The organism is Streptococcus mitis, assembly GCF_965111735.1.
GTDB lineage: Bacteria > Bacillota > Bacilli > Lactobacillales > Streptococcaceae > Streptococcus > Streptococcus mitis_DR.
The window spans coordinates 117815-131300 of record NZ_OZ217346.1; the positions used below are offsets into that span (position 1 = coordinate 117815).

The window sequence follows — 13486 nt, forward strand, 5'->3', positions numbered from 1 at the left end:
ATTTTTTTCAATGTACTGAATTAAACAAAAAGAAAAAACGCTTGAATGAACTGCACCCTAAAAGTTAGACAGAAAAATCTAACTTTTGGGGTGTTTTTATTATGAAATTAACTTATGATGATAAAGTTCAGATCTATGAACTTAGAAAACAAGGATATAGCTTAGAGAAGCTTTCAAATAAATTTGGGATAAATAATTCTAATATTAGGTACATGATTAAATTGATTGATCGTTACGGAATAGAGTTCGTCAAAAAAGGAAAAAATCGTTACTATTCTCCTGATTTAAAGCAAGAAATGATTAATAAAGTCTTACATGAAGGCTGGACTAAAGATAGAGTTTCTCTTGAATACGGCCTCCCAAGTCGTACGATACTTCTTAATTGGCTAGCACAATACAAGAAAAACGGGTATACTATTGTTGAGAAAACAAGAGGGAGACCAACTAAAATGGGACGTAAACGGAAGAAAACTTGGGATGAAATGACAGAACTAGAGCGACTCCAAGAGGAGAATGAACGCTTACGTACTGAGGTGGCTTACTTAAAAAAGTTAAAAGAGCTGGAAGACAGGGACGAAGCCATACAGCGAGAAAGGCAGAGACAATTAGAGAAATGGCTTCAGGAGGATTTCGACTAGATTTACTTCTTGAAGTGACTCGTTTACCTAGCTCAACTTACTATTATCAGTTGAAGGAACTAGATGGGCTTGACAAAGATAAAGATCTTAAAGCTGAAATTCAAGCTATTTTTACTGAGCACAAAGGAAATTATGGCTATCGCCGAATAACTCTTGAATTGAGGAATCGTGGTCATATAGTAAACCATAAGAAGGTCCAACGTCTGATGAAAATCCTTGGTTTAAGTGCTCGAATTCGCCGTAAACGAAAGTATTCTTCCTACCAAGGAGAGATTGGCAAGAAAGCAGAGAATATCATTCAACGCCAGTTTGAAGCATCGAGACCAATGGAAAAGTGTTATACGGATGTGACAGAGTTTGCCATTCCAAATAGCACGCAGAAATTGTATTTATCGCCTGTTTTAGATGGATTTAACAGCGAAATTATTGCTTTTAATCTTTCTTGTTCTCCTAATTTAGAACAAGTAAAAAAGATGTTGGAACAGGCCTTCACAGAGAAACACTACGAGAATACGATTCTCCATAGTGACCAAGGTTGGCAATACCAACACGATTCTTATCATCGGTTCCTAGAGAGTAAGGGAATTCAAGCATCCATGTCACGAAAGGGCAACAGCCCAGACAACGGTATGATGGAATCTTTCTTTGGCATTTTAAAATCCGAAATGTTTTACGGTTATGAGAAGTCGTTTCAGTCGCTTAAGCAATTGGAACAAGCCATTGTAGACTATATCGATTACTACAACAACAAACGAATTAAGGTAAAACTAAAAGGACTTAGCCCTGTACAATACAGAACTAAATCCTTCGGATAAATTAATTGTCTAACTTTTTGGGGTCAGTACAGAATCAGCGTTTTTCTTCTGTATTGATTCTTCGTATTGAATGCTTACTTAACTTCGGTATACATAAAAGGGAAGAACCAGCAGGGCAGTCCATTGTATCATACAGAAATTTCAATGTTCTTAAGAGGTGGAACTAGTCAGTCCGCTAAGTATAATAAGAAAAGTGGAAAATCCTATAAGGATATTGATGACCTAGTTGATTTTGGTAGGCCTGTTCACATAGTTCCCCATATGTTCCGACATAGTTTTGTTTCAGTCATGGCTGATAAGAATGTAAGCTTAAACGTTATTCGAGAGTTTGTGGGACATTCAGAAGATAGTAGAGAAATAGAAAAAATCTATCTTCATGTTATGCAAAAAGGAAAACATAAGATTGAACAAGTTATGATAGATTTGTCTAAAATAATCTCTTGATTATTATAATCAGTTAAAATTCAGCTATTTTAGATTTCTTGATATGATTATAAAAATAGAAATAACAATAAGACTAGCTAAACTTATCAATAAAATCTCAATGTTATTAGTAAAGATATTTATTACTTGAAGAACAGATACGGAAGCAATAATAAAAAGTATTGCTTCCATAAGTTTAGTATTTCGTAATTCATTAAATTGATATTTTTCTTTAATTAAGTCATATTCCTCTTGCTTTACTTTTTCTACATATTCATCGTGAGTGAAATCAGAGTGCTCTTTAAGATGATTAAAAAGTTCAAAAATAGGTCTATAATTAAGTCGGTACATAAAAATATATGATTTTTTATAATTGTGAGCCCATTCATTAAAATTAATAAGATGTTTTTCGTTTGAGAGGTGGAATTTTTCAAGTCCGTCCATAATAGTTTCTTCAAGGCAAACTAATTGAAAAAACGGGGTAGCAGAAGCCAAAAAGAAACTAGCTTGTTGTAGAAAATTGAACTCAAAATTATTAGAATCATTGTTATTCCAAATGATATAATTAGCGCCTTTGTTTATGTAGTTAATGTATTCTAAATCAAAATAGTCTGCTATGTAATATTTTGATTTATTCATAGAGGATAGAGCATGCGAAGTATATGGAGCATTAATCATCCAAGTATACAATTTGTCTTTTTTAAAGAATTCTAATTTATTCATATCTTTCATATTGGTAATGAAGTGGAGTGTAAAAAAACGTTCGCTTAATTGAATTCCTCCGTTTATTGAAGATAATTCTTTTTTTATATAATTTAAAATATCATCTAACTGTTGAGAAGAGTTCAAAGAGTATGCTTTATTTTTATTTTTAAAATCAGGAAAGAGTTTGGCTATCATTTTGGTATACGGGTGTAGAAAATCGATGTTATAAAAAGAATCTCTCAAATCTTCAAATAAATCAATTACTATTGCCCCATTTTGATATACGGTAAGTGTTACAAAGTAGAGGTATATTTCGCTCTTTTTACCAAATTCTATAAGAGGAGTGAAGATAAATTTAATAAATTTATTACCTTCTGCGTTATTTAACCAATTTTGCTTTTCCTTCTCAAGTTTAATAAAGTATAAGTCAAGATAGTCATTAGTCTTTTCATCAATCGCTTCTTTCAAATGATGTATCTCAGAGGGAATATTCCAAAATTCATTTTTTTTAGCAATAAGTTGACCATCTTTGGTACCTATTAAAACCATTATTGTGGCTGGATGATTTTTAAATTTTTTAGTAATAATTTGTGTTAATTTTTTATTATTAATTTTATATAAGTCTGTACTTAACATATAAAAAGAAGTTATTTTAAATTCTTTGATTTGTTTAGAGACTTCAGAAATTTTTTCTCCCCAATTATTATTTATAGGCTTCTTCATATTAAGCTCCTTAATGTTTTTCAAAATAATTATATCAAAAACATTCCCCTATTTGATATGAACAATCATAATCAGTTAAAATTCAGTTATTTTGCTAAATTTAAAAGAAAAAGCCTTAGAAATGTTGATTTCATAGGCTTTCTGTATGTTATATTATTTTACTTCTGTAAACACAACGTGTTTGCGAAGTTTTGGTGAGTATTTCTTCAATTGAAGACGGTCTGGAGTGTTACGTTTGTTTTTAGAAGTAAGGTACAAGCGTTCACCAGATTCTTTGTGTTCAAGTGTAATATTTACGCGCATGGTATCTCCCTTCTATTATTCAGCTGATGAAGCTTTAGCGATTTTACGTCCTTTGTAGTATCCTTTAAGTGATACACGGTGAGAACGTGAGTAATCTCCAGTAGTTTCGTCAAAGTTCACAGATGGAGCTGTTACTTTGTAGTGTGTACGACGTTTGTTTTTCTTCGCTTTTGAAGTGCGACGTGCAGGTACTGCCATTTTGATTTCTCCTTTAGGTATTTATATTCGATTCAATCTACTGATTTTCATCAACCATACTAGGATAACACATTTTTTTTGTAAAGTAAAGTTACTTGACAAAAAAAGATGAAAAAATTAGAAGATATTACTCAGTTGATATTACTAAAACCTAAATGATATCACTTTGTTTTTAAAAGTCAATAGAAAGTTGAAAAATAATTACTAAAAAGTTTCAGCCCAATAATTACTTGTAGTAGGTGAGATTATATTGTGCTGAAATACTCTTTTATTCTTATAACTTTTACACTATAATTGTAGTTAGAAAGGGAGAGAAATGTTTGATTATAGAGCACTAGTTATTTTGATGACTTTGATGGATCATTGTGAGCTATCATTATATGAATTATCTGTTAAGGTGAGCTTACCTATAAAGGAAGTCAAAGAAGGAATAGATTATTTAGTGCCTTATCTAGCTAATAAAGGGATAGTGCTGGATAAAAAACAAGGTCGCTATAGTTTATCAAATCGTACGAAGCAGTCTTTGACAGATATTATTAAGTCGGATGAATTGGTTTTACCAAAGTCGACTCGCTTAGCATTAATCTATCTTTACACTTTTTGCCGATTAGATTTTATATCGAATAATCATTACCAAGACTTTTTGAAAGTAAGTAAGAATACAACCTTATCTGATATTCAATCATTAAGAAAGATTATGTTAGATAATGATTTGGAGCTAGGGTACAGTAGAGCAAAAGGTTATACTTTACACGGCTCAGAGTGGAATAAGCACCGTTTAGCTTTTCAAATGGTTAGTGAGTTGCTGGAATCCTCCATAGGGATTTGGGGGTTGGATTATGTTTTATCCAGTTGGGGGTATTCATTAACTTATGATTTGATTGATCAGGTAGTTAAAGATTATTATGAAAAGCTACAGATAGTACCTATTGTTAATCAATTAAAAGTTTGCCTTTTCGGTTTAGTATTCATTATATGTAGGTATCAAAGGGATGTTGAAAGAGTATGTCTTTCAGAGACATTAGTATCTCCTATTATTCAAGATATAACGACTATTTTATTAGATACAGTAGTTGATTTGGGAATTATAGATACGGTATTTTCAGAGGATGATTATCGCTATGTCACAGTTTTATTATCAAGTTGCTTTGAAGGTGAAGTAGATGTTGCTCCGGTTTACTTTAATCAATTAACAGAGGCTATTATAAGTAGAATGGAAGATATTTCTTTGTTACATTTTAAACAAAGAGAAGTATTGAGAGAAAATCTTCGCCGTCACCTTATACCGGCTTACTATAGATTAAAGTTCGGCTTACCTAGCTCAAATGAATATGTGTTGCATGTTAAAGAACATTATCCTGATTTATTTGAACTAGTAAAAGATTCTTTGACTCCCTTGATGGACGCTATTGACAAGCCCATACCTGATAGTGAAACAGCATATTTTGTTATCCATTTTGGAGGATATTTAAAGAAAGCAGACAATTTGCCTCAAAAATGTTATAAAGCAGCAATTATCTGTCCTAATGGAATTAGTTCTTCATTGATGATAAAAGAGAATCTATTAGCATTATTCCCTCAAATTGAGTTTATAGGAACCTCAAAGATTGATGATTTATATGCGAAAACTAGTAGTGACTATGATATGGTTTTTTCTACTATAAAGGTGGATACAGAGAAGCCAAATTATCTAGTTTCTGTTATGATGACGGAAGAACAAACAACACAGTTAGTTGAATTGGTATCAAAAGATTTCCCAGATACAGGTTATCGAGATATTGAGCTTAATCAGATAATTAGCATAGTAAGACGATATAGTGTAATCACACAAGAATTAGAGTTAAAATTAGCATTAAAGAGGTATCTCTATCAAGAAATGAACAGAAAGGAAGTGTTACCATTGTTAGAAGAATTAATTACAAAAGAAACTTATCAGGTTAGTTCGGAAAAATTAGGATGGAAGGAGGCAATTCGTTTAGCAGCTAAACCGCTTTTGGATCAACATAAGATAACTGAGAACTACCCTGAGGCAATGATTCAAAAAGTAGAAGAGTTTGGGCCTTTTATTAATTTAGGGAAGGGAGTAGCAATTCCTCACGCTCGGCCAGATGAAGGTGTGAATGAAATAGGAATGTCAATGTTAGTTTTGGAAGAACCGATTTATTTATTGGATAATCCAGAACAAGAGGTAAGATTGTTGATTTGTATTGCAGCTATTGATAATGAGAGTCATTTAAAGGCTTTGTCACATTTAACAACAATTTTAAGAGATAAAAATCATGTTCAAACTTTAATATCATCAAAAAACTATGATGACATTGAAATGATAATTAAACAGGAGGATTAGATAATGTTAAAAATTGGTACAGCTTGTGGTTCAGGATTAGGTTCAAGTTTTATGGTACAGATGAATATTGAATCTGTATTGAGTGATTTGAATGTTTCAGATGTAGAAGTTGAACACTATGATTTAGGTGGAGCAGATCCAAATGCAGCTGATATTTGGATTGTTGGTCGTGATCTAGCTGATTCAGCTAGTCATCTTGGAGATGTTCGTATCTTAAATAGTATTATTGATATGGACGAGCTACGAGAATTAATTACTAAAATTTGTGAAGAAAAAGAACTTATATAGGAGGCTAGCGTCATGATGAAGTTCATATTGGATATTGTTAGTACACCAGCTATTTTAGTAGCTTTAATTGCAATCTTAGGATTAGTTCTTCAGAAGAAGAAATTACCTGACATTATTAAAGGCGGAATTAAGACCTTTGTTGGTTTCTTAGTTGTATCTGGTGGTGCAGGAATTGTGCAAAATTCTTTAAATCCATTTGGTACCATGTTTGAGCATGCTTTTCATTTATCTGGAGTTGTACCGAATAATGAAGCAATTGTAGCTGTAGCTTTAACAACATATGGCTCAGCTACTGCAATGATTATGTTTGCAGGTATGGTGTTCAATATCTTAATCGCTCGTTTTACTCGATTCAAATATATCTTTTTAACAGGGCACCACACTCTATATATGGCGTGTATGATTGCGGTCATTTTATCAGTTGCTGGCTTTACTAGTTTGCCTCTTATCTTACTAGGAGGATTAGCACTCGGTATTATTATGAGTATTTCTCCAGCATTTGTACAAAAATATATGGTTCAATTAACTGGAAATGACAAGGTGGCTTTAGGTCATTTCAGTTCTTTGGGATATTGGTTGAGTGGTTTCACTGGTAGCCTTATCGGTGACAAATCAAAATCAACAGAGGACATTAAATTCCCAAAGAGTTTAGCTTTTTTACGTGATAGTACTGTTAGTATTACTTTATCTATGGCAGTTATTTACATTATTGTAGCTATCTTTGCAGGGTCAGAATATATAGAAAAAGAAATCAGTAATGGTACAAGTGGTCTAGTTTATGCTTTACAATTAGCAGGTCAATTTGCAGCAGGTGTATTTGTTATTTTAGCAGGTGTTCGCCTTATTTTGGGTGAAATTGTTCCAGCCTTTAAAGGTATTTCAGAGCGTCTTGTACCTAATTCAAAACCTGCTTTGGATTGTCCGATTGTTTATACTTATGCACCTAATGCAGTCCTAATTGGATTTATCTCTAGTTTTGTTGGTGGTTTAGTAAGTATGGCAATTATGATTGCTTCAGGAACGGTTGTCATCTTACCAGGCGTTGTGCCTCATTTCTTCTGTGGAGCGACTGCAGGTGTCATTGGGAATGCATCTGGTGGTGTTCGTGGAGCCACTATTGGAGCATTTTTACAAGGTATTTTAATTAGTTTTCTTCCAGTCTTTTTAATGCCAGTTTTGGGAGGACTTGGTTTCCAAGGGTCAACTTTCTCAGATGCAGATTTTGGTCTATCAGGAATTATTTTAGGAATGTTGAATCAATTTGGCTCACAAGCAGGCATTGTTATTGGTCTTGTTCTTATTCTAGCAGTTATGTTTGGAGTATCCTTTATTAAAAAGCCATCTGCAAAGGAGGAATAAGGGATGATTTTAAGTGAAAATAGAGAAGATGAGTTAAGAAAATTTGCAACAAAAATCCGATTAAATACTCTTAGAACATTGAATCATCTTGGATTCGGCCATTATGGAGGGAGTCTGTCTATAGTAGAAGTTTTAGCAGTGCTTTATGGTGAAATAATGCCGATGACTCCAGAAATATTTGCGTCACGAGATAGAGATTATTTTGTTTTATCCAAGGGACATGCTGGACCAGCTTTGTACAGCACACTCTATTTGAATGGTTTCTTTGACAAAGAATTCTTACATTCTTTAAATACAAATGGAACCAAATTACCGTCTCATCCTGATAGAAATCTAACGCCGGGCATAGATATGACAACTGGCTCTTTAGGACAGGGAATTAGTGTTGCAACCGGACTTGCATATGGTCAGAGAATAAGAAAAAGTCCCTTTTATACCTATGCTATTGTTGGAGATGGTGAGTTAAATGAGGGACAATGTTGGGAGGCTATACAGTTTGCTTCTCATCAACAGTTATCTAATTTAATTGTATTTGTAGACGATAACAAAAAACAATTAGATGGTTTTACAAAGGATATTTGTAATCCAGGTGATTTTGTAGAAAAATTCTCAGCATTTGGGTTTGAATCCATTAGGGTCAATGGTTCAGATATTAGAGAAATTTATGAAGGGATTATCCAATTAAAACAGTCAAATAATTCATCCCCTAAGTGTATTGTATTAGACACTATTAAAGGTCAAGGAGTTCGAGAGCTGGAAGAAATGAAATCCAATCATCATCTTCGCCCTACTGTAGAGGAGAGACAAATGTTAACTTCAGTTGTAGAAAGATTAAGTCAGGAATTGGAGGAAACAGAATGATGAGAAGTACGAAAGAATTACGACATGTGTATAGAGATTTCCTTCTAGAAGCTAACCAAAGTTATTCTGATATAGTAGTTTTAGAAGCAGACTTGTCAAGTTCGATGGCTACTAATAATCTTGAAAAGGACTTTGGAGACCGTTATGTGAATGTTGGGATCATGGAAGCAGAAATGGTCGGGCTTGCAGCAGGTTTATCTATTCAGGGGTTTAGACCTTATCTTCATACATTTGGCCCTTTTGCTTCACGAAGAGTATTTGATCAATTATTTATTTCTCTTGGGTACGCACAATTGGATGCCACTGTGATTGGCTCAGATGCAGGAGTAACGGCAGAGATGAATGGTGGAACACATATGCCATTTGAAGAAATTGGATTGTTACGTTTAATTCCTAAATCAATCATTTTTGAAGCAACTGATGATATCCAATTTCGTGAAATCTTGAACCAGACATTAGAATTAAAAGGACTAAAATATATTCGAACAATTAGAAAAGCTCCAGAGGCTGTATATCAAGGTGGAGAAGATTTTTCTAAAGGCTACATTGAGTTAAGACACGGTGAAGATGTTGTAATAGTTGCTTCTGGCATAATGGTTGCTCCAAGTATTCGAGTTGCGGATGAACTGTCTAAATTAGGTTATTCAGTAGGTGTGATAGATTTATTTAGAATCAAACCGATACCAGAACAGATAAAAACAATGTTAAGCGGAAAAACTATATTTACTGTAGAAAACCACAATCAGATAGGTGGAATTGGCAGTGCTTTATGTGAATTATTCTCTGATGATGGAATAACAAAAATTCATCGGATGGGTGTTCAAGAAAGATTCGGTCAAGTAGGGAAAATGGATTATCTTCTTAATGAGTATGGTTTGAGTGAATCGAATATAAAAGAGAAAGTTTGTACTGACCCCAAAAAGTTAGATAATTAATTTATCCAAAGGATTTAGTTCTGTATTGTACAGGGCTAAGTCCTTTTAGTTTTACCTTAATTCGTTTATTGTTGTAGTAATCAATATAGTCTACAATGGCTTGTTCCAATTGCTTAAGCGACTGAAACGACTTCTCATAACCATAAAACATTTCGGATTTTAAAATGCCAAAGAAGGACTCCATCATACCATTATCTGGGCTATTGCCCTTACGCGACATAGATGCTTTAATTCCCTTACCCTCTAGGAACCGATGATACGAATCGTGTTGGTATTGCCATCCTTGGTCACTATGAAGAACAGTATTCTCGTAGTGTTTCTCTGTGAAGGCCTGTTCCAACATCGTTTTTACTTGTTCTAAATTAGGAGAACAAGAAAGATTAAAAGCAATAATTTCGCTGTTAAAGCCATCTAAAACAGGCGATAAATACAATTTCTGCGTGCTATTTGGAATGGCAAATTCTGTCACATCTGTGTAGCACTTTTCCATTGGTCTCGATGCTTCAAACTGGCGTTGAATGAGATTCTCTGCTTTCTTGCCAATCTCTCCTTGGTAGGAAGAATACTTTCGTCTCCGACGAATTCGAGCTATTAAACCAAGGAGCTTCATCAGACGTTGAACTTTCTTATGATTCACTACAAAACCACGATTTCTTAGTTCAAGAGTAACTCTCCGATAGCCATAATTTCCTTTATGGTCATTATAAATGGCATGAATTTCGGTTTTAAGCTCTTTATCTTTGTCAAGTCCATCTAGTTTCTTCAACTGATAGTAGTAAGTTGAGCGAGGTAAACGAGCCGCTTCAAGAAGTAAATCTAGTCGAAATCCTCCTGAAGCCATTTCTCTAATTGTCTCTGCCTTTCTTGCTGTATGGCTTCGTCCCTGTCTTCCAGCTCTTTTAACTTTTTTAAGTAAGCAACCTCGGTACGTAAGCGTTCATTCTCCTCTTGGAGTCGCTCTAGTTCTGTCATTTCCTTCCAAGTTTTCTTCCGTTTACGTCCCATTTTAGGTACTCTCCCTCTTGTTTTCTCAACAATAGTATACCCGTTTTTCCTGTATTGTGCTAGCCAATTAAGAAGTATCGTACGACTTGGGAGGCCGTATTCAAGAGAAACTCTATCTTTAGTCCAGCCTTCATGTAAGACTTTATGAATCATTTCTTGTTTTAAATCAGGAGAATAGTAACGATTTTTCCCTTTTTTGACGAACTCTATTCCGTAACGATCAATCAATTTAATCATGTACCTAATATTAGAATTGTTTATCCCAAATTTATTTGAAAGCTTCTCCAAGCTATAGCCTTGTTTTCTAAGTTCATAGATCTGAACTTTATCATCATAAGTTAATTTCATAATAAAAACACCCCAAAAGTTAGATTTTTTCTGTCTAACTTTTGGGGTGCAGTTCAGTTTTAGCGTTTTATAATGCAAGATAGATATTAAATACACTTATCTGAAAGAACTTCTGTAAAAATTACATTACGTTATTTAAAGCGAGCGGATTAAAAGCATATTCTGGTAATCAGAAAGTGCCCTGATCCGCTTTGTTGTTTTTAATTTAAAATGTTTATATGTGTATAGAATTTTCTGAAAATTCAAGAATTTTCTTCTGTTCATTGCTTTTAAAATGTGCTATAATAGTAAAAACTGAAATGGGAGGGAACAAATGACTGAATTAGATAAGCGTCACCGCAGTAGCATTTATGACAGTATGGTAAAATCACCAAACCGTGCCATGCTTCGTGCGACTGGTATGACAGATAAGGACTTTGAAACACCGATTGTGGGAGTGATTTCGACTTGGGCGGAAAATACACCATGTAACATTCACTTGCATGATTTTGGGAAATTGGCTAAAGAAGGTGTCAAATCGGCAGGTGCTTGGCCTGTGCAGTTTGGAACCATTACCGTAGCGGACGGGATTGCTATGGGAACGCCTGGTATGCGTTTCTCCCTAACATCTCGTGATATCATTGCAGACTCTATCGAGGCGGCTATGGGTGGTCACAACGTTGATGCCTTTGTCGCTATCGGTGGCTGTGACAAGAACATGCCTGGTTCTATGATTGCCATTGCCAATATGGATATTCCAGCTATTTTCGCCTACGGTGGAACTATTGCACCGGGAAATCTTGATGGCAAAGACATCGACTTGGTTTCTGTTTTTGAGGGTATCGGAAAATGGAACCACGGTGACATGACAGCTGAGGATGTGAAACGTCTTGAATGTAATGCCTGCCCTGGCCCTGGTGGCTGTGGCGGTATGTATACAGCTAATACCATGGCGACCGCTATCGAAGTTCTCGGTATGAGTTTGCCAGGTTCTTCATCTCACCCAGCTGAATCAGCTGATAAGAAAGAAGATATCGAAGCAGCGGGACGTGCTGTTGTTAAGATGCTGGAGCTCGGTCTCAAGCCATCAGATATCTTGACTCGTGAAGCCTTTGAAGATGCTATCACTGTAACTATGGCTCTCGGTGGTTCTACAAACGCCACTCTTCACTTGCTTGCCATTGCCCATGCTGCCAATGTTGACTTGTCACTTGAGGACTTCAATACGATCCAAGAGCGTGTGCCTCACTTGGCCGACTTGAAACCATCTGGTCAGTATGTCTTCCAAGACCTCTATGAAGTCGGTGGTGTGCCTGCGGTTATGAGATACCTCTTGGCAAATGGTTTCCTTCATGGAGACCGCATTACATGTACTGGTAAGACTGTAGCTGAAAACTTGGCTGACTTTGCAGACCTTACACCAGGTCAAAAAGTTATCATGCCACTTGAAAATCCAAAACGTGCAGACGGTCCGCTTATCATCTTGAACGGGAACCTTGCCCCTGATGGTGCGGTTGCTAAAGTATCAGGTGTTAAAGTGCGTCGTCACGTTGGTCCAGCTAAGGTCTTTGACTCAGAAGAAGATGCTATTCAGGCTGTTCTGACAGATGAAATCGTTGATGGCGATGTAGTCGTTGTTCGTTTCGTTGGACCTAAGGGTGGTCCTGGTATGCCTGAGATGCTCTCACTTTCATCAATGATTGTTGGTAAAGGTCAAGGAGACAAGGTTGCCCTCTTGACGGATGGGCGTTTCTCTGGTGGTACTTATGGTCTGGTTGTTGGACATATCGCCCCTGAAGCTCAGGATGGTGGACCAATTGCCTACCTTCGTACAGGTGATATCGTTACGGTTGACCAAGATACCAAAGAAATTTCCATGGCCGTATCCGAAGAAGAACTTGAAAAACGCAAGGCAGAAACAACCTTGCCACCACTCTATAGTCGTGGTGTCCTCGGTAAATATGCCCATATCGTATCATCTGCTTCACGCGGAGCCGTGACAGACTTCTGGAATATGGACAAGTCAGGTAAAAAGTAAATTCAAAAAGCAAGCCAACTTTGGCTTGCTTCTTTTCATCTTAAAAAGTAATTTACCTGCTTAACGTGGTGGCAGTCCCAGGGCAATACGGCCGTAGCGACTGATTCGTGTGATTTTCCAAGCAGGCGACCAGGTAACTTCAACCTTGACATCTTCGATACCCTCGATTTGTTTCAGACCTGCGACAATTTCGATAGGCAAACTTTCGGCACAATCGCAGGCAGTGTCAGTGAAGGTCATGACAATCTTGCAGAGACCCGTTTCATCCAGATTGATTTCATAAATCAACCCTAGATTGTAAACATCCAATTCTACATCTGTATCAAAAACCTTCTCTAGTTTTTCGATAATTTGGTCTTGTAAGGCCAAAGCACGGTCATTGATTTTGATATCGTCTCTCATAGCAGTCCCTCCACACGATAAATATCCTCTATTTTCTCATAATTCTGACAATTTGGCAAGTTTTTGATGAATTTTCTGAAAAAATATGATAATATGTAGAAAATATTTAATTAAGGGGA

Annotated in this window: 13 protein-coding genes; 8 read left to right on the plus strand and 5 right to left on the minus strand. The window is 35.6% G+C overall.

Annotated elements, in window-relative coordinates:
* The first annotated feature begins 101 nt into the window (after positions 1 to 101).
* Positions 102 to 1453, plus strand: a protein-coding gene (locus ACLV7W_RS00570; RefSeq protein ID WP_411865250.1) for an IS3 family transposase whose coding sequence is annotated in 2 segments (ribosomal slippage) — positions 102 to 543 and positions 543 to 1453 — 1353 coding nt in all. Because the reading frame shifts where the segments join, the coding sequence is not laid out codon by codon here.
* Between the two features lie 123 nt (positions 1454 to 1576).
* Positions 1577 to 1897: a tyrosine-type recombinase/integrase gene (locus tag ACLV7W_RS00575; protein ID WP_083306558.1), complete on the plus strand. Its 321-nt coding sequence runs from the start codon at positions 1577 to 1579 to the stop codon at positions 1895 to 1897.
* Positions 1898 to 1921: 24 nt separating this feature from the next.
* On the opposite strand, the gene ACLV7W_RS00580 is transcribed toward ACLV7W_RS00575, so the two are convergent.
* The 3 genes from ACLV7W_RS00580 to rpmF all read right to left on the minus strand — a co-directional run bounded on the left by ACLV7W_RS00580 (position 1922) and on the right by rpmF (position 3805).
* The gene (locus ACLV7W_RS00580) at positions 1922 to 3304 is read right to left on the minus strand and encodes a hypothetical protein (protein ID WP_070526244.1); all 1383 of its coding nucleotides are present in this window, start codon (positions 3302 to 3304) and stop codon (positions 1922 to 1924) included.
* A 153-nt stretch (positions 3305 to 3457) separates the two neighbouring features.
* The gene (rpmG, locus tag ACLV7W_RS00585; RefSeq protein WP_001265622.1) at positions 3458 to 3607 is read right to left on the minus strand and encodes a 50S ribosomal protein L33; all 150 of its coding nucleotides are present in this window, start codon (positions 3605 to 3607) and stop codon (positions 3458 to 3460) included.
* Positions 3608 to 3622: 15 nt separating this feature from the next.
* Positions 3623 to 3805 (minus strand): 50S ribosomal protein L32, encoded by a 183-nt coding sequence (gene rpmF / locus ACLV7W_RS00590; protein ID WP_049546651.1) that lies wholly within the window; start codon positions 3803 to 3805, stop codon positions 3623 to 3625.
* 316 nt (positions 3806 to 4121) lie between these two features.
* On the opposite strand from rpmF, the gene ACLV7W_RS00595 reads away from it, so the two are divergent.
* From ACLV7W_RS00595 to ACLV7W_RS00615, 5 genes are read left to right on the plus strand one after another with little or no spacing between them, the layout of a single operon-like run.
* Positions 4122 to 6152 (plus strand): BglG family transcription antiterminator, encoded by a 2031-nt coding sequence (locus tag ACLV7W_RS00595; RefSeq protein WP_023947575.1) that lies wholly within the window; start codon positions 4122 to 4124, stop codon positions 6150 to 6152.
* Between the two features lie 3 nt (positions 6153 to 6155).
* Positions 6156 to 6440: a PTS sugar transporter subunit IIB gene (locus tag ACLV7W_RS00600; protein WP_000912473.1), complete on the plus strand. Its 285-nt coding sequence runs from the start codon at positions 6156 to 6158 to the stop codon at positions 6438 to 6440.
* A gap of 12 nt (positions 6441 to 6452) precedes the next feature.
* Positions 6453 to 7799, plus strand: a complete 1347-nt coding sequence (locus ACLV7W_RS00605) for a PTS ascorbate transporter subunit IIC (protein ID WP_000975289.1) — start codon at positions 6453 to 6455, stop codon at positions 7797 to 7799.
* Between the two features lie 3 nt (positions 7800 to 7802).
* Entirely contained in the window at positions 7803 to 8660 is an 858-nt protein-coding gene (locus ACLV7W_RS00610; RefSeq protein ID WP_033687490.1) for a transketolase, read from the plus strand.
* Positions 8657 to 9595: a transketolase family protein gene (locus tag ACLV7W_RS00615; RefSeq protein WP_411865251.1), complete on the plus strand. Its 939-nt coding sequence runs from the start codon at positions 8657 to 8659 to the stop codon at positions 9593 to 9595. The genes ACLV7W_RS00610 and ACLV7W_RS00615 overlap by 4 nt, the downstream gene beginning before the upstream one ends.
* 1 nt (position 9596) lies before the next feature.
* Here the strand turns inward: ACLV7W_RS00615 and ACLV7W_RS00620 are convergent.
* Positions 9597 to 10948, minus strand: a protein-coding gene (locus ACLV7W_RS00620; RefSeq protein WP_155455683.1) for an IS3 family transposase whose coding sequence is annotated in 2 segments (ribosomal slippage) — positions 9597 to 10507 and positions 10507 to 10948 — 1353 coding nt in all. Because the reading frame shifts where the segments join, the coding sequence is not laid out codon by codon here.
* Between the two features lie 313 nt (positions 10949 to 11261).
* On the opposite strand from ACLV7W_RS00620, the gene ilvD reads away from it, so the two are divergent.
* A complete protein-coding gene (gene ilvD, locus ACLV7W_RS00625; RefSeq protein WP_000137346.1) occupies positions 11262 to 12965 on the plus strand; it encodes a dihydroxy-acid dehydratase in 1704 nt (567 codons plus the stop codon).
* Between the two features lie 60 nt (positions 12966 to 13025).
* On the opposite strand, the gene ACLV7W_RS00630 is transcribed toward ilvD, so the two are convergent.
* A complete protein-coding gene (locus ACLV7W_RS00630; RefSeq protein WP_001204052.1) occupies positions 13026 to 13367 on the minus strand; it encodes a metal-sulfur cluster assembly factor in 342 nt (113 codons plus the stop codon).
* Positions 13368 to 13486 lie beyond the last annotated feature (119 nt).

What these genes read in the sequence shown, in the direction of transcription:
- ACLV7W_RS00580 (WP_070526244.1), bottom strand. Translation starts at nt 3,304, where the DNA reads ATGAAGAAGCCTATAAATAATAATTGGGGAGAAAAAATTTCTGAAGTC.
- rpmG (WP_001265622.1), bottom strand. Translation starts at nt 3,607, where the DNA reads ATGCGCGTAAATATTACACTTGAACACAAAGAATCTGGTGAACGCTTG.
- rpmF (WP_049546651.1), bottom strand. Translation starts at nt 3,805, where the DNA reads ATGGCAGTACCTGCACGTCGCACTTCAAAAGCGAAGAAAAACAAACGT.
- ACLV7W_RS00595 (WP_023947575.1), top strand. Translation starts at nt 4,122, where the DNA reads ATGTTTGATTATAGAGCACTAGTTATTTTGATGACTTTGATGGATCAT.
- ACLV7W_RS00600 (WP_000912473.1), top strand. Translation starts at nt 6,156, where the DNA reads ATGTTAAAAATTGGTACAGCTTGTGGTTCAGGATTAGGTTCAAGTTTT.
- ACLV7W_RS00605 (WP_000975289.1), top strand. Translation starts at nt 6,453, where the DNA reads ATGATGAAGTTCATATTGGATATTGTTAGTACACCAGCTATTTTAGTA.
- ACLV7W_RS00610 (WP_033687490.1), top strand. Translation starts at nt 7,803, where the DNA reads ATGATTTTAAGTGAAAATAGAGAAGATGAGTTAAGAAAATTTGCAACA.
- ACLV7W_RS00615 (WP_411865251.1), top strand. Translation starts at nt 8,657, where the DNA reads ATGATGAGAAGTACGAAAGAATTACGACATGTGTATAGAGATTTCCTT.
- ilvD (WP_000137346.1), top strand. Translation starts at nt 11,262, where the DNA reads ATGACTGAATTAGATAAGCGTCACCGCAGTAGCATTTATGACAGTATG.
- ACLV7W_RS00630 (WP_001204052.1), bottom strand. Translation starts at nt 13,367, where the DNA reads ATGAGAGACGATATCAAAATCAATGACCGTGCTTTGGCCTTACAAGAC.